Below are 19,505 nucleotides of genomic sequence, written 5' to 3'. Positions count from 1 at the left end.
GCATGGACCAGGCCCCTTTCGCGATCGCGCTGGCCGCCGGAATGCTGGCGGTCCTCAACCCCTGCGGCTTCGCCCTGCTGCCCGGCTATGTGGCCATGCTGGTGGCCGAGGAGCCCGACGCACCCGGTGGAACGGACGGGCCCGACTCTCCGGGCAGAAAGGCGCCCCTGAGCCGCGCCCTGGGGCGGGCGCTGGCCACCACAGCTGCCATGACCAGCGGCTTCATCGCGGTCTTCGGCCTGTTCGCCCTCATCGCCGTGCCACTCGCGCTGTCACTGGAGCGCTACCTGCCCTGGGTGACCGTGGCCATCGGTCTGCTGCTGGCCGCCCTGGGGGTGTGGCTGCTGGCCGGGCGATCGCTGTCGGTGCCCGCCGTCCGGGCCCCCTCCCCCGGGCGCCCCGCCCGGTCGGTGCGCTGGGCCGCGGCCTACGGCACCGCCTACGCCACCGCATCCTTCTCCTGCACCGTGGCCCCCTTCCTCGCGGTCATGGCCAGCGCCACGACCACCGGGGGCGCGGCAGGGGCCGTCGGCGTCTTCGCCGCCTACGCCGCCGGCATGGCCCTGGTGGTCGCCGTGCTCACCATCGGCACCGCCCTGGCCAGACAGGGCATCGCCGCCCGCATGCGCCGCGCCCTGCCCTACATCAACCGCGCGAGCGGAGTCCTGCTGCTCCTGGCCGGCGCCTACGTCGCCTACTACGGCTGGTACGAGGTGCAGGTGCTCTCCGGCAAGGACGCCCAGAACCCGGTGATCGACGCCGCCACCACGGTGCAGGCCGAACTCGCCCGCGCCTTGCAAGCGCTCGGCCCCGGCCCCCTGCTCGCTGCCCTCGCGCTCCTCATCGCGGTCACCGGCGCCACCGCCCTCGTGCCTTCGCGGACCGGAGGGAAGGACGGGCGGTACCGGTAGAGGTTCTCCGAGGTCGACAAGGCCGCCGGGCCCGTCGCCTGGCCGAGCTGACCGTCCCCCGCACCGGATGCCGGCATGGCCTCCTCTTCCTTCGCTTCCTTGCGGCGGTCGCGCGCCGGACGAGGTGACGGACCGCCTCAGGCAGGACCGGACAGGGCACCGTCCCTGGCACGATGGTCCGACCGGCACAGACCGGCACCGACGACCGGCACGGGCCGCCACCGACCACGACAGGACCTCCATGAGTGCACGATTCCGAGTGCTGGACCTGCTTCCGACGCCCATGGGCGACATCAGTCTGCGCCGCAGGCACGACCCGGCGCTCGGATACGAGGTGCACGAGATCAAGCTCGGTGACGAGTTCCTGATGTCCAGCGCCTTCACCGCGGCCGAAGAGGAGATGTCCCGCCTCGCGCTGGCCGAACCCGCCCTGCCCGATGAGGGGGTCCGCGTCGCGGTCGGCGGGCTCGGGCTCGGGTTCACGGCGCAGACCGCCCTGGCCGACGAGCGCGTCGCCGAACTCGTGGTGGTCGAGACCCTCGGGCCGGTCATCGAGTGGCACCGCGAAGGGCTCATCCCCGCGGGCGCGACCTTGTCCGCCGATGACCGCTGCTCGTTCGCGCACGGCGACTTCTTCGCCATCGCGCGCGGAGACGAGGACCTGGCCGCGCTCAAGCCGCCCGAAGGGGGCCCGTTCCACGCGGTCCTCCTGGACATCGACCACTCGCCGAGCCACGTGCTCAACCCGGCGCACGCCGCCTTCTACACTGCCGACGGCCTGCGCGCCTTCGCCGGGCGGATGCTCACCGGCGAAGGGGTTTTCGCCCTGTGGTCCAACGACGCCCCAGATGAAGAGTTCACCTCTCTGCTGTCCCAGGTCTTCGCCTCCGCGCGCGCTGAAGAGGTGCGCTTCCCCAACCCGCTCCAGGGTGGGGAGTCCTCCAACACCGTGTACGTGGCGACCGGGCCCATGAACACGGACGCATAGGCCGGGCGCCCCCGGGCGGCGGGCGGGTCCCCTGTCGCCCGGAGTTCCGTGCTCCGCGCCCTTGCCGTACGGGCCAGGTCACCCGAGCGGTCAACCCGTCGGCCGTGCAGGACGTCATCTGGATAAGAGCCAGCGGCTTCTCAGGAAGCCGCCGATCGGACCCCAGGAGACGCCATGCCGCTCCCGTCCTCGGCCCGGCCCCGCGCCGGGCGCGCCTTACTCACCGCCGCAGCCGTGCCGGCGCTGCTGCTCACCGCAACGGCCGCCGCAGGTGCGACGGCCGGATCGAACGATCAGGCCGGGCAGAGCGGGCCAGCCGGGCAGACCGCGGATTCCGCGTCCGGCCCCGAGACCCACCGCATCGCCACCACCACACTCGGCTCGGACCTGAAAATCGCCCTGACCGCGCACCGTTCCGGGGAGTACGAGGCGATCGTCGAACTCATCGCCTTCCGCCACGGGAAGGACGGTTGGAGGCCGGTCGACCGCGCCCCCGTCGGCGACACCTGGTTCTGGTACCCCCTCACCGGCAAGGGCGCCGTCTGCGAACTGACCGTCACCAACCGGCCGGAAGGCGACCCGAGCGCCACCGTCAGCCTCCTACAGACTCCCTCGCTGGGCTGCTCAGAGCCCTACACCGTCCCCATCGACGCTTAAGCCCCGGCGCCTCCGTGGCCGACGCGCACACTGCGGCCCCCTGCCGGGACCCGATGGTCCGGCAGGGGGCCGAATGGTCGCCGTCCCCGAGGGCGCCTCAGCGCCGGTCGGTGCTCACGGTCGTGCCCTCCTGATCGGCGGAGGGTTCCGCCTCTGGGGCGGAGCCGTCCCCGGCACCGCCCCCGGCATCACCGTCCGCGTGCCCGGCGGAGTGGCGCCGCTCCAGAGCGGACCCCTCCACGTCGATGTCGGGAAGCAGCCGGTCGAGCCACTTGGGCAGCCACCACGCCGCGTCCCCGGCCAGGTGCATGAGCGCCGGGATCAGCACCATCCGCACCACGAATGCGTCGAGCAGCACGCCGAACGCCAGGGCGAACCCGATCGAGCTGATCATCGCCGTCTCGGAGAAGATGAACCCGCCGAAGACCGAGATCATGATGATCGCCGCGGCGGTGACCACCGCGCGCCCGGCCCGCAGCCCCTGCACCACGGCGAACCGCGCCGGCGCCTTGTGCACGTAGGCCTCGCGCATGCCGGTGCCGATGAACAGCATGTAGTCCATGGCCAGGCCGAACAGGATGCCCACCAGCAGCGTCGGCAGGAAGTTCAGCACCGGCCCCTGGTTCTCCAGGCCGATCAGCCCGCCGAGCCATCCCCACTGGTAGGCCGCGACCACGCCGCCGAGCGCGGCGAAGAAGGAGAGGATGAAGCCCAGCGTCGCCACGACCGGCACGAACAGCGAGCGGAACACCAGCAGCAGGATGACCAGCGACAGGCCGATGACCACCGTGAGGTAGCCGGGGAGCGCCTCGCTCAGCGTCTCGGAGATGTCGATGTTCCCGCTGGCCATGCCCGCCACCCCGAGCGGCCCGGTGCCCCGGATCGGCTCCGTGTCGCGCAGCGTGTGCACCAGCTCCTCGGTGGAGGCGCTGCTGGGCCCCTCCTCCGGCACGACCTGGAAGATGGCCAGGGTGGAGTCGTCGTTGGTGTCGATGGGCGCGACCGCGGAGACGCCGTCGGTCGCGTAGATCTCCTCGGCGACCTGGAACTCGTAGTCGGAGGCCTTGTCCTCGGCGGCTTCCTCGTCCGGACCGCCCGGCAGGTCGGCCGCCACCAGGAGCGGGCCGTTCTGCCCCTCACCGAACTCCTCGGCGATGGCGGTGTAGGCGCGGTGCTGGGTCGACTCGGCCGGCTCGGAGGAGCCGTCCGGCATGCCCAGGCGCAGGTCGAGGGCGGGAAGGGCGATGACGCCGAGCGCGGCCACGGCCGCCACGGCGCGCCCGATGGCGCCCCAGGCCGACATCGGGCGCGGCGCGGCGGCGCGCTCGGCCCCCGCGGCACCGTCCCCGCTCTCGCCGGACGCCGCGCCGGCGCCGTCCGCACCGCCTCCGGCACGGGCGGCCCGCTCACGGCGGGACAGGACGCGCTCGCCGATCAGCGACAGCAGCGCCGGGACCAGGGTGATCGCGACCAGCACCGCGACCACGATGGCGATGGCGCCCACGCTGCCCATGAGTCCGAGGAACCCGATGCCGGTCATGTTCAGGCCCAGCAGCGCGATCAGCACGGTGGCCCCGGCGAAGACCACCGCGTTGCCCGCGGTGCCGTTGGCCAGGCCGATGGACTCGGCGACGCCGACGCCCTGCTTGAGCTGGCGCCGGTGCCGGTTGACGATGAACAGCGCGTAGTCGATGCCCACGGCCAGGCCGAGCATCAGGCCCAGGATCGGAGTGATCGAGGCCATCTGGACCACCCCGGACAGCGACATGGCGACCATGGTGGCGATGCCGACGCCGACCAGGGCGGTCAGGATCGGCAGCCCGGCGCCGACCAGGGTGCCCAGCATGACCACCAGCACGATCGCGGCGACGACCAGGCCGACGGCCTCGGCCGGGCCGAAGAGGTGGGGCAGGGTCATCGCGATGTCGTTGGCGAAGTCCACGGTGGCGCCGTCGACGGGGTCGTCCTCGAAGACCGCCATGACGGCGTCCTTGGTCTCCTGGGGCACCTCCTCCTGGGCCTGGGTGAAGGAGACGTTGACCAGAGCGGTGGCGCCGTCCTCGGAGACCGTGCGGATGCCGGAGGACATCTCCATCATGGCCTCGCCCTGTTCGAGGGCCTCGGCCTCCTCGTCCAACCGCTCCCGGCCGGCGTCGATCTCGGCCTGCTGGGCGTCCAGCCCCTCTTCCAGCTGCCCGAGCATGCCGGAGGCCTCGGCCTCCTCACGCCCCTCGTCGAGCTGCTCCTGGCCGTCCTCGAGCTCGGCGCGGCCCTCCTCGAGCTGCTCGCGCCCCTCCTCCAGCTGGGCCTTCCGATCGGCCCGCTCCTCCTCGGTGGCGAAGGGGTCGATCGCGTCCTCGACGCCGGAGACCTCGGAGGCCTCCTCGACGCGCTGGGAGATCGCCTCCTTCTGGTCCTCGGTGAAGGCCGAGCCGTCGTCGGTGCGGTAGACGACGGTGCCCGCGCCGCCGCCCATCCCGTCGAACTCCTCGGACAGCCGCTGGTTCACCTCGTCGGTGGGCGTGCCGGGGATGGAGAAACTCTCTTCGAGCTCGCCGGAGAACAGGGCGAACGCGGCCCCGGCGGCCATCATGACCGCGAGCCAGAGGGCGATCACGGTCTTGGGCAGGCGCGCCGCGGCGCGCCCGATTCTGTAGAGGAACTCAGCCATGGGTCACCTGCAGTCGGTGGGCGGTGGAAGGCGCGCGGTCAGGACGCGCCGGGGGCGGTGGCGCCGGGGGCGAACCCGGAGCGGACGGTGGAGGCCATGCGGACGAGCAGCCCGTCCCAGACGCGCCGGGACTCCTCGGTGTCGGCGCCTCCGGTGGCCGCCTCCCAGTGCTCGATGGCCACCAGGCAGCCGCCGACGAACGCGCCGCACGCCAGGTCCGCGGCGAAGGGGTCGGCGTCGGGCCGGTGGCGCCGCAGGGTCGCCGCCAGGCGCGTGTTCAGGTCGGTGAAGGCCCGCTCGAAGAGCATCGCCTGCCGGGGGCCGGGCTCGTGGGCGTCCCCGCCGAGGATGCGCTTGAGCCGGGTGACGACCTCGACCAGGTCGCCGCCGCGCACCGCGGCGACCAGCCGGTCGAACAGGCCCGCCTCCGCCGCGGCGCCCGCGTCCTCGGAGGCGAGCGCGGCGTCGATGCCGTCGACGATGGACTCCAGCTCCCGGCTGAGCACCTCCAGGACGACCTCGTCCAGAGAGCCGAAGTGGTTGAAGACCGTGCGCCGGGAGACGTCGGCGCGCTCGGCCAGCCGGTCGACTCCGAAGTGCGCGCCGTCGGTCTCGTGCATCAGCGCCGAGGCCGCTCCGACGATCGCCCGCCGGTGCCGCGCCTTCAACGCCTCGCGCCGGTCCCCCCGCGCGGACCCCTGCTGCTCCTGCATACCCGCCAGATTAGGGTGCCGGATGCACTGAGTGCAACGACGCACTGAGTGCATCCGGTCACGCCCGCACCTCCGTCGGCGGCGAGATCCCAGCCGCCGCACTGCGTCACCACGCCGCCACAACTTCCTTACCGGCACGACACGAACCCGCTGGTCACCGCCGCCCGAGGTCGGCGATTTCCGGAAACCCCTTATTGTCGGTCTGACAAAATGTCAGACTCCTCCCATGTCCGACGAAGACTGGCGACCACCGGCCGTCCTGCTCGCCGTGGACCTGGTGATTCTGACCCTGCGCTCATCGCGGCTCCACGTGCTGCTCGTCGAACGCGGAATCGAGCCGCACCGGGGAGAGCAGGCCCTGCCCGGCGGGTTCTTGAACAACGCGGGCGAGGACATCGCGGCCGCCGCCGAGCGCGAACTGCGCGAGGAGGCCGACCTCGACGCCTCCCACCTGCACCTGGAACAGCTGGGCACCTACGGCGCCCCGGACCGCGACCCGCGGGGGCGCGTGGTCTCCGTGGCCTACCTCGCCATCGCGCCCCGCCTCCCCCGCCCGCTGGCCGGAACCGATGCGGCGGCGGCCGCCTGGAGGCCGGTGGAGGACGTCGACACAGGCCGGCCGAAGCTCGCCTTCGACCACGAGCGGATCCTCGCCGACGGTCTGGAACGGGCCCGGAGCAAGCTGGAGCACTCCTCGCTCGCCACCGCCTTCTGCGACGAGACCTTCACGATCTCCGAGCTCCAGCAGGTCTACGAGGCCGTCTGGGGCGTCCGGCTGGACCAGCGGAACTTCTACCGGAAGGTGCAGGCCGTCAAGGGCTTCATCCTCCCCGCCGGCACGAGCCGCCGCACGACCGGAGGGCGCCCCGCCCGACTGTTCCGCGCCGGGCCGCGGACCGACCTGCACCCCCCGCTGGTGCGGGCCGAACCTCCGCACGAGGGCCCTTCGACCCCCGACCGACGACCGGCGAGGAGATGAGATGACCGACGGCCTGGTGGTGGTCCTCACCGCCTTCAACCTGGAGTACGAGGCCGTCCGCCGACGGCTCGTCGACCCGCGCCTGCACCGCCACGAGAAGGGCACCCGGTTCGAGGTCGGCGGCCTGCCGAGAAAGCCCGGCCGGGTGGCGCTCGGACTCACCGGCAAGGGCAACCACCCGGCGGCGGTTCTGGCCGAGCGCGCGATGCAGCGGTTCAGCCCGGACGCCCTGCTGTTCGTGGGGGTCGCCGGGGCCCTGTGGGACGCCACGCCCCTCGGGGACGTGGTGATGGCGACGCAGGTGTACGCCTACCACGGCGGGACCAGCGAGGACGACGGCCTCATGGCGCGCCCCCGCGCCTGGGAGGCCCCGCACGAGATCAGCCAGATCGGCTCCCACCTCGCCCGCACCGGGGCGTGGCGGGATGCGCCCGGCCCCGGCGAGCGCACGCCGAACGTCCATTTCGCCCCGATCGCCGCCGGCGAGATCGTCCAGAATTCCCGGATTTCCCGCGAAGCGCAGTGGATCCGAGAAAAATACAACGATGCGCTCGCCATCGAGATGGAGGCTGCGGGGGTCGCCCAGGCCGGCCACCTCAACGGGGCCCCCGTGGCGATCGTCCGGGGCATCAGCGACCGCGCCGACGGCGGAAAGACCACGGACGACGACCGCACGTGGCAGCCGGGGGCCGCCGCGAACGCGGCGGCGTTCGCCATCGGGCTGGCCGAAGAACTCATCGAGAATCGGGAGCACACCGCCATGCAGTCGGAAACCCCCTTCCGGAACGGCACCACCGTCAACAACAACTCCTCGGGCACCGTGGGGATCCAGGCCGGAACCGTGTCCGGGACCACCCACGTGTACATGGCCGCGGCGGCGCCCGAGCACGGCGCCCCCGACCTGGCCGCACGGCTCTCAGCCGTCCGCGGCCGACTTGCGGACCAGCGCGCGGCCGGGGCCCTCGACACGGCCACCCACGGCGCGGCCGACGCCGAACTGGACCTGGCCGACCGGGCCCTCCGGGACGGCGAGCCGAGCGGGAACGGCCCCGTCCTCCTCCCTCTCAAGAGGCTGCGCGGCCTGGTCGGCGGCGTCGCGGACCTGGAGACGAGCGTGGACGAGCTCATCGCGGCCGCACGGGGGACCGCGTGAACGGCCCCGGGAGCCCGAACACGCCCCCGTACACGACCACGAACAGGGCGGAGTTCGGGGCGAGTGTCGGCATGCAGGCCGGGAGCATCCACGACTCGACGGTGTACATGGTCCAGCCCGACGACCCGCCGTCCCGCAGGTACGAGGTCGGCCTGCGCTACCTGAACAACGGGGTTCCCCGGCGCGCGCTCGAACTGATCGACGAGGCGATCGCGAAGGGCCACGACGGCCCCGAGGTCCGCTTCCACTGGGCGCTGGCCATGCTCAGCGGGCGCTCCTACCGCGATCTGACGACCGTCGAGCACGGTCGGCTGAGCGAACTGAGGCAGGACGTGTGCTCTTTCCGGGCCGACGACTGGACACAGGGCTCGGAGGCCATCTGCGACCTGCTGTCCTGCCTGGAAGGGCGGGAGGGGGACGCGAGCCTGGCGTTCAAGAGGCTCAACGCGCTCCCGTCCGCCCAGCGTGACAAGATCATCCGCCACCTCGACCTCGTACTCACCGGGGGGATGAAGGCCTCGCTGTGGGCGGAATCGTGCCAGGCCGCGCGGGAGGGCCGCCTGGACGGCGACCGCCGCGGGCGGGTGTGGGCCTACTTCCACCCCGAGCCGGCGGGCGCCCGGGCCCGGCGGCCGGTCGGCGCGCCACTGACGTGGACCGGGTTCGTCGGGTCCACCCCCTCCAGTGCCGTCCTCGTCCTGGCGGTCGGCTCCATCATCGTGACCGCCCTGTTCAGCCGCTCTGTGGCCGCGATCGTGTCGCTGCCGCTGTTCGGCGCCGCGGTGTACTTCGGCGCCGTGCAGGGCCTGCAGTGGTACCGGCGGGTCAGGTGGATCCGCCTGAAGGACTCCGAGCACCTCCAGCAGCGGTTCCGGCCCTACGCCCCCGGCAAGGGGTTCGCCAACCAGGTCGACCACGCCTTCACCCACTATTTCGCCACGTACCGTCCGCACTTGTGGTCGAGCGAGCAGTGGCTGGCCACGACCGCCGGGATCCGGAGCACACTGCGCGACGAGGTCGTCGAGATCTACCGGGAGAGCGGGACCGCGTCCGAGAGCGTCCGCTGGCTCATCCGCTTCATGGCCCGCGACGTCCGGGCCCGCTGGGTCTCGGGCACGCTTCTCGAACACCGGGAGCGGTACAAGGTCGCCCATCGGACGCGGCTCTCGTTCGCCGCCGCGTGCGCCGGGGCGGCCGTGACAGGGCTCGTGCTGCTGGGGACGGCCGTGGTCGCCGCTCCCGTCCTGGTCACGCTCGCCTCGATCACCGCGGTCGTCGCCGGGGCGCTCTGCGTCCCCACGGCCCTGAACCACTGCTTCTGGCATTGGGCCCACCACGAGGACAGGCGCCTGCGCGAGCGGACCCTGGCCGAGCGCGAGGCGGAGTACCGGCGCTGGAAGGGGAAGCTGGACGCGCTGCGGCCCTCCGAAGAGCAGATGGAGGAATGGCTTCGCTGCGACAGGACGCTCATCCTGGACCGCGCGCTGAAGCACTACAGGCTGGGCTGGCACGACATCCTCGCCCACTGCTTCCTGCAGACCCCGCACCAGCCCTGCAAGCAAGCGCGGACCATGGGCGGCCCTTGGCGCTACTCCCGCTACGTGGTCACGGTCTTCCTGGTGACCAAGGACGGGGTGCGCGAGGTCAGCGTCGAGCTCGACTTCGAGAACGCCGAGTTCGGGAACGAGGAGCGCCGGAACTTCCGCTTCGACGCGGTCTCCTCGGTCCACGTCGAGCAGACGTCCGGCTACGGCTACGTGCTGAGCCTGACCCTGATGAACGGGGCTCCGCGCAGCATCACCATCATCGAACCGGCGACGGAGGAGTCAATGGTGGAGGAGGACCAGGAGAAGATCTCCCGGCTCAATCTCGACTCGTCCGGTTTCACACCCACGCTGAGGATCCTCGAGGGGATCGCGGCCGACGGGAAGAACTGGATCGAGCGTGATCAGCGGCCGAGCGGAACCGGGTACCTGCGCTCCGAGGAGATGCTGGACTGATCCCTCCAGCCCCTCCAGCCGATGGCCCCGGCCCCGGACGCGCTCGGGGGCCGGGGCCGGATTCGGGTCATCGGATGCGCGCCCCCGTGGCCTGGCGCCTCCGGTCGGACACGAAGATTCTCCGCTCCCCCCGTTGACGCGTGGAGCGGGAAGGCTTAAATTCCACGGAAAGCGCTTTCTGCGCCCGGCCCTCCCACCAGGCGACCGCTCCCCCACGACACACGGCCCGCCCGGACCCGACGCCGCCGACGACCGCAGTGCCGCAGAGACGGCGCTGAAGCGGCGGCCGGACCCTTCGAACGGAAAGCGCTTTCTCTCGTGCGGGCGGCCCCGGCGCCGCCCGCCGGCCCCGCAGTAGGAGACAAGGAGGCACCCCCCATGTCACCCGCACGCACCCCGCAGAGCCCCCGCCGCCGGTCCGCCGCCCTGGCCGTACCGGCGGCCGGCGCCCTGGCCGCCGGCCTGCTCGGCGCGCCCCCGGCGGCCGCCGACCCGGCCGTGGCCGCGGACGCCCCGGTCGGGTACGCCTCGATGAACGGCGGCACCACGGGCGGCTTCGGCGCCGGCACCGTCCACGAGTACGTGCTCAGCGAGTACTGGCCCGGCAGCGGCCACGGCAGCCCCGGCAACGCCCTGTACGAGCTGCTCAAGGAGCACCGCGGCAAGAGCGGCGTGGGACTGGTCGTCTACATCGACGAGACGGTCTCGGCCGACGGCTTCGACCAGAGCAAGATGGACGTCAAGGACCTGGAGAACGTCTCGCTCCTGGGCGTCGGCGGCCGAGGCGAGTTCGACGGCGTCGGCATCAACGTCCGCAACGCCCACAACGTCGTCGTGCGCAACCTGGAGATCCACCACATCGACCAGGGCGAGAAGGACGGCATCGGCGTCCAGGCGGACAGCTCCAACGTCTGGCTCGACCACAACGAGATCTACAACGAGTTCCAGGGCGCCGACAAGGACCACTACGACGGGCTGATCGACATCAAGAACGGCTCGGAGTACATCACGGTCTCCTGGAACCACCTGCACGACTCCTGGAAGACGATGCTGACCGCGAGCAGCGACAGCGAGGACGCGGCCTCGGACAAGATCACCTACATGAACAACCACTTCGAGAACGTCAATTCGCGCGTCCCCCTCATCCGCCGCTCCGACGTGCACATGCTCAACAACTACTTCGAGGACATCGCGTCCTCGGCGATCAACGCCCGCATGGGCGCGCACGTGCTCGTCGAGGGCAACTACTTCGAGAGCACCGGGTCGGGCACGGTCGACGGCCACGCCGGACAGATCCAGGGCCCGGTCGGCTGGTGGTACGGAAGCGACGAGACCGGCTACTGGAACCTGGTGGACAACGCCTACGAGGACAGCCCGCACGAGCACCTGGAGTCGACCACCGGCTTCACCGTCCCCTACTCCTACGACGCCCTCGGCCCCGAAGAGGCCCGGGCGCAGGCCGAGCAGAACGCCGGGACCGGCGTCATCGACGTGACGCCCTGACCGCCGCGCCGACGGCACGGTGAGCGCGCGGGCCCTTCCCCCCTCTCCGAAGGGCCCGCGCACCGAGGCGGCGGGGCGGTTCCGGCCGCCCCGCCGTCCGGCGGGCGCCGCGAGTTGACCAGCGCCCGCCGGCACGGAATCGTCGGGCCCGACCACCTTCCCCCCTCACCGTGGAGCCCTGGATGAGCGATTCCGCTTCCCCGGCCATCGACCCGCAGGTCCCGCACTCCGCCCGCGTGTGGAACTACTGGCTGGGCGGCAAGGACAACTACCCGGCCGACCGCGCCGCCGGTGACGAGGTCCTGGCCCGCATCCCCGACATCCCGGACGGCGCCCGCGCCGAGCGCGCCTTCCTGATCCGGGCCGTCCGCCACCTGGTCCGCGAGGCGGGCATCCGGCAGTTCCTGGACATCGGCACCGGCCTGCCGACGATGAACAACACGCACGAGGTGGCCCAGGGCCTCGCGCCCGAGTCGCGGATCGTCTACGTCGACAACGACCCGCTCGTGATGGCGCACGCCCGCGCGCTCCTGGACAGCTCTCCCGAGGGCGCGACGGACTACATCGAGGCCGATCTGCGCGACCCCGCGACGATCCTCGACGCGAGCGCCGCGACGCTGGACTTCGACCGGCCGATCGGGCTGATGCTGCTCGGCGTGGTCAACCACATCATGGACACCGAGGAGTCGTACCGGCTCGTCTCCCGGCTCGTCGGCGCCCTCCCGCCCGGGAGCCACCTGGTGCTGACCCACTCCACCGCCGAGATCCACGGCGAGCCGATGCTCCAGGTGATGCGCGAGATGAACGAGCGCGGGGGCACCCCCATCACGGCCCGCGGGCGCGCGGAGATCGAGGGCTACTTCAGCGGGACCGAGCTGCTGGAGCCGGGCGTGGTCTCCTGCTCCCTCTGGCGGCCCGAGGAGGCCGAGGTCGGGGCGGTGTCCGAGGTGTACCTGTTCGGCGGCGTGGGCCGGGTGGGCTGAGCGCCCGGCGCCGCGGACGAGGGCCCCGGCTCAGAGCGTGCAGGTGCAGGGCGGGGAGGTCGCGGCGGTCACGGCGGCCGCCCCGAAGGTCAGCGCGGGCGGGGTGAAGAGCAGCACGGCGGCGGCCGCGGCGGCCAGGACGCGCCGCGCGGCACCGCCGCCCCGGGAGGGGCCGAGCAGCCGCCGCGCCCGCTGCACCGGGCAGGCGCCGTCGGCGGCCAGCGCCTGCGGGGCGCGCCCTGCCGGCGCCGCGGGGACCGCCATCGCCCCCAGGGCGTGCAGCAGCGGGGCCGCGCCCTCCGCCCGGACGGCGCGGTCGTCGGCGGCCCACTCCACCAGCACCGGGACCTCGCGGGCGGCCGCGCGCAGCAGCGGGACGCCGGGGAAGGCGGCGTCGAGCAGCCGCGCCCAGGCCACCAGCAGGTGGTGGCGGCCGCGCAGGTGCGCCTGCTCGTGGGCGAGGACGGCGCGCATCTGCCGGGCGGACAGGGCCTCCAGCGTGCCCCGGGTGACCACCACGCCGGAGCCGGGGACGCAGTAGGCGTCCGGCCGCTCGGCCTCGACCAGCCACACCCGCAGCCCGCCGACGGTGCGGCGCCGGGCCCCGGAGACCAGGCCGCGCCGGTGTTCGCGGCGCCGGCGGGCGGCGTCCCGGCCGCGGCGCAGCGTCACCCACCAGAACCGGGCGCCGGCCAGCGCCGCGGCGGCCGCGAGCACGCCGAACCAGGTGGCGGCGCCGTTGGCGCGCACCGCCTGCAGCAGGGTGACGCAGGCGGTGACGAAGCCCTTCAGGCCGGGGCCCATCACCTCGGCGGCCAGCATGGCCACCAGGGCGCCGCAGGTGAGCAGCCATGCAGTGGTGGCCAGGGTCCACTGGGCCAGCATCGCGCCGGGGCCCAGGCCGCCCGCGCGCCCGACCCGGTCGAGCAGGGCCGGCCCGGCGCAGGCGAGCAGCAGCGCGGCGGCCAGGGCGGCCGCGGCGGCGGTCACGCGTCCTCCTCGCGGGGCACGTCGGCCAGCAGGGAGCGCAGCACGTCGACGTCCTCGGGGGACATCTCGTCGACGAACCGGAGCAGGGTGGTGCGCGGGTCGCCGCTGTCGGTGAGCGCGCCGTGCATGCGCCGGGCGGCGTAGACGGAGCGGTCGCGGAGCGGCCGGTAGAACCAGACCCGGCCGGTGCGCCGCCGGTCCACCCAGCCCTTGCGCCGCAGGTTCTCCAGCACGGTGGAGATGGTGGTGTAGGCGGGCGTGCGCCCGGGCAGCGCCTCGACGGCCTGGCGGACGCTCATCTCCTCACCCGTGTCCCAGAGCAGGTCGAGAACGGCCGCCTCCAAGGGGCCCAGCCCGGAGTCCTCCATCGGTCGCCGCCTCCTTTCCTCTCCTGCAATACCTAACAGACCCCGCGCCGGAGCGCGCTACCGCCGGCCCGGCCTCCCGACCGACCGGCGCCGAGGCCTTCGGGAGCCGTGCGGCCTCCGGGACCGGAGGCTTCGCGGCTCCGGACAGCCCCATGAGGAGGGCACCTGAGAGGGAACGGGGCTCTCCCCTGCCGGACACGTCGACCAGGGATCGGGCGTCCGGATCTGCATACTCTATGGACCCGCAGCGGGTCGGGCTCAGAAGGCGAAGCGAGAGAGGCGGGTTCACCCGTTCGGGAACGACCACGGGCGCCGAGGACCCGACCTGCCCTGCGGGTACTGCCCGATCTCACCGTGAGGACGCCCTCCTTCGTCATGTGCTCGGCAGAGCGGCGAAGGCGTCGCCCGGGCCGTCGGAGGCGACCGGGAGGAGTGCGGTCCCGTCGGACGCCGCCGCCACGGGGACCGACCAGTTCCCTTCTCCCAGGGATGCGCCGTCGCGCATTCTCACGGCCCGGATCCCGTCCTCGCCCTCGACGCCGGAACCGTCGGCGTCCTCAGGGGTCGGGTTCCCCGTCGACATGTACAGCACCCCTCCCACGATCGCCTCCGGCCTCTCACCGGGCTCGCGGTCCCGGCTCCATAGCCGACGGGGGTCGTCGGCGACCGCGATCAGGACCCCGCCGCCGTCCGGGGCCGCCCCGGCGACCACCGCCCCGCCCTCCTGTGTGCCGAGGAGGCGCGGCTCCTCGTCCGTGCCGAGCTCCGCCAGCCGTCGGCCGGTGCGCAGGTCGTGCACGGTGGTCCCGACGGTCTCGCCGTCCTGGCGCCACTCCAGCAGGACCGCCCCGCTCGCGTCGGTCTCCGGGCGCGGCCCGGGAGCGGGTACGGCGGCCGGTGCATGGGACGGCGGGGCGAGGCCGGCCCCGCTCCAGAGCCGCTGTCCGGTGGCGGTGTCCACCGCGTGCAGCCTCCCGTCCCGCTCGGTGAGCAGGGTGCCCTGGTATTCGTGCAGGACGGTGCCGCCCTCGCTCTCGTCGGCGGCCACCGCTCCGGTGGAGGGGTCCAGGGCCGCCTTCGGCCCGTCTGCGGCGCCCATGACCGACCCGGCCGAGGCGCCGAACACCAGGCCGGGCCCGACGAGCGTGCCGGGGACCTCGACCGGCCCCCAGACCAGCGTCCCCGCACCGGGCCGGTAGGCCGCCGCCGTGGTCCGGGCGGCGAACCCGCCGCCGTCCGGGTCGGCGTCGCTGTCGAGCACCACGACCAGGTCGCCCCCGTCGGCGTCCCGGGTGGCCGCGAACGCGGTGCAGCTGGGGTTGCGGTCGAGCGACCACCGCGTGGTCCCGTCCGGCCCGATCCCGAGGAAGACGAGGTCGCCGCCGCTCTCCTCGGGCATGACCGGCCCGACGAACCCGTCGCCGGCGGCCTTGGGCGGCGCGGAGAACGGCGCCGCCCACGCGGGCCGGGGGTCCAGCGGGGGCGGGACGTCCGCGGCCGGGACCGAGGGCGCCGGGCCCGGCGGATCGTCCCGCGCCTCGGCGTCGGCCGCATCCCGCGGGCCCGGTCCCGCGCAGGCGGAGAGCAGCAGCAGCGCGGCCGCCCCGGCGGCGGACGGCCGTCCCGGGCACCGGCCCGGCCGTCCGTCCGAGCGCCGGGTCACGGCTCCGGCTCCCCGGTGGGCGCCCCGGCCCGGGCCGGCTTGTCCCCGTCGGCGTCGGCGTCGGCGCTCCGGGCACGGCGGATGCGCCGGGCCCGGGCGGCGGCCACCCCCAGCAGCGCGAGGGCGAGGACTCCCAGGGCGATCAGGTCGGCCGTCCCGTCCAGGCCCGCGAGCGGCTTCTGGATCCGGTAGGCGGCGTCCTCCAGCGCGCCGACCCCGGGCAGCCCGGTCATCGACGCCGTCCCGTCGTATACGAGGAACAGCACCCCGATGGCGATGAACAGGAGCCCGGAGGCAAGGCTGGTGGTGTGCAGCCGGACCCGGCCCAGGGTCAGCGGACGCCCGCGCAGCCACCGCTTCGACCCCAGGTCGAAGCGGTCCCACAGCAGCGCGAGGAGGAACAGCGGCAGCGCCATGCCCAGCGCGTAGCAGGCCAGCAGGACCCCTCCGCGCAGGGGGCCGCCGGTGGCGGCGACGGTGAGCACCGCCCCCAGGATCGGGCCGGAGCAGAACCCCGCCAGTCCGTAGACCGCCCCCAGTCCGAACACCGGCAGCGCACCGCTGCGCCCGGAGAAGCGGCCCTGGAGGCGGGCCAGCGGGCCGATGGAGACGCCCAGGCCGAGGAGCTGGGCGGCGCCCAGGGCGATGATCGCCCACCCCGCCACGGCGACCAGCATCTCCCGGTTGCCGTAGAAGAACCCGGAGACGTAGGCCGAGCCGGCCCCCAGCGGGACCAGGGTGGTGCACAGGCCGGCGTAGAACACGGCGGTGCGGGCCAGCAGGCCGACGGGGTCGCGGAAGGCGTAGGCGAAGAACGAGGGCAGGAGCAGCGCGCTGCACGGGCTGAGCAGCGCCAGCAGCCCTCCGAGCAGCGCCGCGAGGTAACCGACGTCCACCGGTCAGCCCTCCTCGGACCGCGCGTCGTCCAGGGCCCGGTCGATGGTGTCGGTGAAGACCTCCAGCGGCTGGGCCCCCATGACGGGGTTGCCGTCGACCAGGAACGCGGGCGTGCCGGTGACCCCGACGCCCCGGCCCTCGGCGAAGTCCTCCTCGACCTCGGCGGCCAGGTCCTCGCGCTCCAGGTCCTCGGCGAACCGGCCGGTGTCCAGGCCCAGGTCGGCCGCGACGGCGGTGAGCTCGCCGCCGATGTCCTCGGGGGCGGTGCCCTCCAGCTCGTCGTGGGCGGCGTAGACGGCCTCGTGGTACTCCCAGAAGGCGTCCTGTTCGGCGGCGGCGCGGGCGCCCACGGCCATGATGCGCGAGGTCTCGCCCTTGTAGGGGAACTCGCGCCACTCGATGCGCAGGTCGCCCTCCTCGACGTAGCGCTCCACCAGCTCGGGCTGGGTCTCCTGCACCCAGGTGGCGCAGAACGGGCACTGGAAGTCGGAGTAGGCGATCAGGACGACGGGGGCGTCGGGGTCGCCGAGCGCGGTCGGGTCGTCGGCGTCCCGGCGGGCCAGGGACTCGCCCAGCTCCTTCAGCCCTTCGGCGTTCCCGGAGGCGGCGGAGGGGGCCGACCCGTCGGCGGCACCGGTGCCCGACTCCTCCTCCCCGCCCACCAGGCGGACGGCGACGCCGACCACGATCACCAGCACCACGGCGGCGCTGAGCAGCAGCGGCCAGAGCACTCCGGGTTCCTGTCGGGCGGGCTTCTGAGGCGGCATGGGTCTCCTCGCGGGGGCGCGTCGGGCTGTCTTCTATGCACCATAGAAGATCCTCTATGCTACATAGAAGTTCCATGCCGGCCGCCGCCCAGCGGGGTGGGGCGCCGCACACCGACCTGCACACCGACCCCCCTGGACGTGAGGAGCGCCCGTCCCCATGCAGATCCGCCCCAGGCAGGACGGCCCGATGCGGCACTGGACGAGGAGGCGGTGGGTCACGGCCGCCGGCGGCACCGCAGCCGCGCTGGTCGTGCTGGGGGTTCCGGCCGTGCTGATCCCGAACGGCCTGTTCACGCGGGAGATCGAGCCGACGTGGTGGTCCTATCCGGCGTGGGTGGCGACCGCCGTCCTCTCAGGGCTGCTGCTGGCCACCTACGTGCGGACCGAGACGCAGGAGGCACCCTCGCCCTCCCCAGGGCGCAAGGGCCTGGGCGGAACCGTGCTCGCCTGGTTCGCCATCGGGTGCCCGGTCTGCAACAAGCTCGTGCTGCTGGCCGTGGGGGCGTCCGGGGCGATGAACTGGTTCGCCCCGTTGCAGCCGGCCCTGGCGGTCGCGGGACTGGGCCTGCTGGCCGCCGCCCTGCGCACCCGGCTGAGGACTCTGAAGGCGTGCAGGGTCGACAGGCCGGTCTGAACACCGGTCCGACAGGCGGGGCCCGCACCGGTCGCCTGCACAGGGGCGCCTGGCACGCCGAACTCTCCCGGACTTACGCTTGCCCCCACTCGCGGCATCCGCGCCGTCCAGGCTCAGAGGAGGCAAGGTGAGCGCAGACCCCGGCGAACACGCCACGGCCGTCCCGTTCCAGGAGCGGTACCTGGAGGACTACACCGTCGGCGAGACCGGCGAGTTCGGCGAGGCGGCCGTGACCGAGGAGGAGATCGTCGCGTTCGCCGAGCGCTTCGACCCGCAGTCCTTCCATGTGGACCCGGTATCCGCCGCCGAGGGACCTTTCGGCGGGCTGATCGCCAGCGGCTGGCACACCGCCGCGCTGATGATGCGGCTCTACACCGACCACTACCTGTCCCCCAGGGCCAGCCTCGGCGGGCCGGGCGTGGACGAGCTGCGCTGGACCGAGCCGGTGCGTCCGGGGGACAGGCTCACCCTGCGCACCGAGGTCCTGGAGAGCCGCCTGTCGTCCTCCAAACCCGACCGTGGCCTGCTCCGCACCCGGGTGGAGTTGCACGACCAGGACGGACGACGGGTGTTCCACGCCATCGTGCTGAACATCCTGCGCACCCGCCCGGAATGACCATGCCCCTCCGGGTGGACCGGATGCTCCTATGGATGTCAGTCCAGGACCGCCCGGGCGCCGGCGTGGCGGTCCTCGCGTGCGGTGCGGATGTGCAGGTCCACGCCCTCAGGTGTCGGATCGCCGCAGGCCATCACCCGTTCGCCGGCGTAGACCGGCCTGTGCAGGCGGTAGGAGTAGGAGCGCACCCGCCGCTCCGGGGCGTTGTCCCGGACGAGGTCCAGCATGAGCAGCGCCAGAAGCGGCCCGTGCACGAGCAGGCCCGGATGGTTCGCCTCGTCGACGGTGTAGGGCAGGTCGTAGTGGATTCGGTGGGGGTTGGCCGTCAGAGCGCTCACCTGGAACAGCAGGACCGGATCGGTGGGCAGGGTCAGGGACCACGGGCCGTCCGCGGCCGGGGCCTCCTCCGGGCCGCAGGGCCGCACGCCGGGCGTCGGCACGCGGCCCGACCGGTAGACGATCTCCTGCTCCTCGACGGCGCACAGCCGCCCGCCCTGGCGCAGCTCGCGGCGCTCGGTCACGAAGAGCAGGTCTCCGCTGCGGCCCTGCTTCGGTGTCACGGCGGCCAGGCCGCTGGTGCACTGCGCCGGTTCGCCGACGACCAGCGGCGCCTCCACGGTGAGCCGGCCGCCGGCGAACATGCGGTGCCGGTCGGGGATGGGAGGCAGCAGGCGGCCGTTCTCAAGGTGCCCGTCCTCCCCCAGCTCCGAACGGCGCGGCCAGTGCAGGAAGTAGAGCCAGTGCCACAGCGGCGGGAGCGGGTCCCCCGCCCTGGCCACGGGTGCGGGCCGGTCCAGCGCGGCGGCCATGGCCGCCGCGGGCGCGGGCGGCATGGGGTCCTCGGCGGTGACGGGCTCAGGGGCCCACGACTCCACGAAGCGCTCAAGTCCGGGGTTCATGGTGTCCTCGCTCGATCGGGGCCGCAGGGTCGCCACCGATCATGTCGGGGGCCGGACGCCGATGGGAAATAGAAGCCTCTGATGCGGGCATGCCGCGTGTGCATGGCGCCCGG

18 protein-coding genes are annotated in these 19,505 nt (G+C 73.4%); 10 read left to right on the top strand and 8 right to left on the bottom strand.

The window, feature by feature from the left end; all coding sequences use genetic code 11:
* Positions 1-2: 2 nt before the first annotated feature.
* The 3 genes from D450_RS0114445 (at position 3) to D450_RS0114435 (ending at position 2,556) form a co-directional block, all read left to right on the top strand.
* Positions 3-911: a cytochrome c biogenesis CcdA family protein gene (locus D450_RS0114445; RefSeq protein ID WP_017539381.1), complete on the top strand. Its 909-nt coding sequence runs from the start codon at positions 3-5 to the stop codon at positions 909-911.
* A 241-nt stretch (positions 912-1,152) separates the two neighbouring features.
* Positions 1,153-1,899, top strand: a complete 747-nt coding sequence (locus D450_RS0114440) for a hypothetical protein (RefSeq protein ID WP_026128554.1) — start codon at positions 1,153-1,155, stop codon at positions 1,897-1,899.
* A 174-nt stretch (positions 1,900-2,073) separates the two neighbouring features.
* Positions 2,074-2,556: a hypothetical protein gene (locus D450_RS0114435; protein WP_017539379.1), complete on the top strand. Its 483-nt coding sequence runs from the start codon at positions 2,074-2,076 to the stop codon at positions 2,554-2,556.
* 97 nt (positions 2,557-2,653) lie between these two features.
* On the opposite strand, the gene D450_RS0114430 is transcribed toward D450_RS0114435, so the two are convergent.
* Positions 2,654-5,227 carry an MMPL family transporter gene (locus D450_RS0114430; protein WP_017539378.1) on the bottom strand — a complete coding sequence of 858 codons (2,574 nt, stop codon included), beginning with the start codon at positions 5,225-5,227 and terminating at the stop codon, positions 2,654-2,656.
* A 38-nt stretch (positions 5,228-5,265) separates the two neighbouring features.
* Positions 5,266-5,940 carry a TetR/AcrR family transcriptional regulator gene (locus tag D450_RS0114425; RefSeq protein ID WP_017539377.1) on the bottom strand — a complete coding sequence of 225 codons (675 nt, stop codon included), beginning with the start codon at positions 5,938-5,940 and terminating at the stop codon, positions 5,266-5,268.
* A gap of 226 nt (positions 5,941-6,166) precedes the next feature.
* On the opposite strand from D450_RS0114425, the gene D450_RS0114420 reads away from it, so the two are divergent.
* From D450_RS0114420 to D450_RS0114400, 5 genes are all read left to right on the top strand, one after another.
* Positions 6,167-6,919, top strand: a complete 753-nt coding sequence (locus tag D450_RS0114420) for an NUDIX hydrolase (RefSeq protein WP_017539376.1) — start codon at positions 6,167-6,169, stop codon at positions 6,917-6,919.
* A gap of 1 nt (position 6,920) precedes the next feature.
* Positions 6,921-8,072: a 5'-methylthioadenosine/S-adenosylhomocysteine nucleosidase family protein gene (locus tag D450_RS0114415; protein ID WP_017539375.1), complete on the top strand. Its 1,152-nt coding sequence runs from the start codon at positions 6,921-6,923 to the stop codon at positions 8,070-8,072.
* 71 nt (positions 8,073-8,143) lie between these two features.
* Positions 8,144-10,072 carry a hypothetical protein gene (locus tag D450_RS30215; RefSeq protein ID WP_017539374.1) on the top strand — a complete coding sequence of 643 codons (1,929 nt, stop codon included), beginning with the start codon at positions 8,144-8,146 and terminating at the stop codon, positions 10,070-10,072.
* A 378-nt stretch (positions 10,073-10,450) separates the two neighbouring features.
* The gene (locus D450_RS0114405) at positions 10,451-11,575 is read left to right on the top strand and encodes a pectate lyase family protein (protein WP_017539373.1); all 1,125 of its coding nucleotides are present in this window, start codon (positions 10,451-10,453) and stop codon (positions 11,573-11,575) included.
* A gap of 182 nt (positions 11,576-11,757) precedes the next feature.
* Positions 11,758-12,558, top strand: coding sequence for an SAM-dependent methyltransferase (locus tag D450_RS0114400; RefSeq protein ID WP_017539372.1), 801 nt, complete (start codon positions 11,758-11,760; stop codon positions 12,556-12,558).
* Positions 12,559-12,588: 30 nt separating this feature from the next.
* Here D450_RS0114400 and D450_RS0114395 read toward each other — a convergent pair whose 3' ends face one another.
* From D450_RS0114395 to D450_RS0114375, 5 genes are all read right to left on the bottom strand, one after another.
* Positions 12,589-13,548, bottom strand: coding sequence for a M56 family metallopeptidase (locus D450_RS0114395; protein ID WP_017539371.1), 960 nt, complete (start codon positions 13,546-13,548; stop codon positions 12,589-12,591).
* Positions 13,545-13,916 (bottom strand): BlaI/MecI/CopY family transcriptional regulator, encoded by a 372-nt coding sequence (locus tag D450_RS0114390; RefSeq protein WP_017539370.1) that lies wholly within the window; start codon positions 13,914-13,916, stop codon positions 13,545-13,547. Before D450_RS0114390 ends, D450_RS0114395 begins: the two co-directional genes overlap by 4 nt.
* Before the next feature lie 373 nt (positions 13,917-14,289).
* Positions 14,290-15,579 carry a PQQ-binding-like beta-propeller repeat protein gene (locus D450_RS0114385; protein ID WP_026128553.1) on the bottom strand — a complete coding sequence of 430 codons (1,290 nt, stop codon included), beginning with the start codon at positions 15,577-15,579 and terminating at the stop codon, positions 14,290-14,292.
* On the bottom strand, positions 15,576-16,475 hold the full coding sequence (locus D450_RS0114380; RefSeq protein ID WP_017539369.1) for a cytochrome c biogenesis CcdA family protein: 900 nt from the start codon (positions 16,473-16,475) through the stop codon (positions 15,576-15,578). Before D450_RS0114380 ends, D450_RS0114385 begins: the two co-directional genes overlap by 4 nt.
* Before the next feature lie 3 nt (positions 16,476-16,478).
* Positions 16,479-17,243: a DsbA family protein gene (locus D450_RS0114375; protein ID WP_026128552.1), complete on the bottom strand. Its 765-nt coding sequence runs from the start codon at positions 17,241-17,243 to the stop codon at positions 16,479-16,481.
* 187 nt (positions 17,244-17,430) lie between these two features.
* On the opposite strand from D450_RS0114375, the gene D450_RS0114370 reads away from it, so the two are divergent.
* Together D450_RS0114370 and D450_RS0114365 are read left to right on the top strand one after the other, a co-directional pair.
* Positions 17,431-17,877, top strand: coding sequence for a hypothetical protein (locus D450_RS0114370; protein ID WP_026128551.1), 447 nt, complete (start codon positions 17,431-17,433; stop codon positions 17,875-17,877).
* 127 nt (positions 17,878-18,004) lie between these two features.
* Positions 18,005-18,493 carry a MaoC family dehydratase gene (locus tag D450_RS0114365; RefSeq protein WP_017539366.1) on the top strand — a complete coding sequence of 163 codons (489 nt, stop codon included), beginning with the start codon at positions 18,005-18,007 and terminating at the stop codon, positions 18,491-18,493.
* Between the two features lie 38 nt (positions 18,494-18,531).
* Here the strand turns inward: D450_RS0114365 and D450_RS0114360 are convergent, their stop codons facing one another.
* Positions 18,532-19,392, bottom strand: a complete 861-nt coding sequence (locus tag D450_RS0114360) for a MaoC family dehydratase N-terminal domain-containing protein (RefSeq protein WP_017539365.1) — start codon at positions 19,390-19,392, stop codon at positions 18,532-18,534.
* Between the last annotated feature and the right edge of the window lie 113 nt (positions 19,393-19,505).

This window comes from Nocardiopsis halophila DSM 44494, assembly GCF_000341245.1.
Classification (GTDB): Bacteria; Actinomycetota; Actinomycetes; order Streptosporangiales; family Streptosporangiaceae; genus Nocardiopsis_A; species Nocardiopsis_A halophila.
Note: the sequence above shows the minus strand (reverse complement) of the source record. Positions and strands in the feature narration are given on the sequence as shown.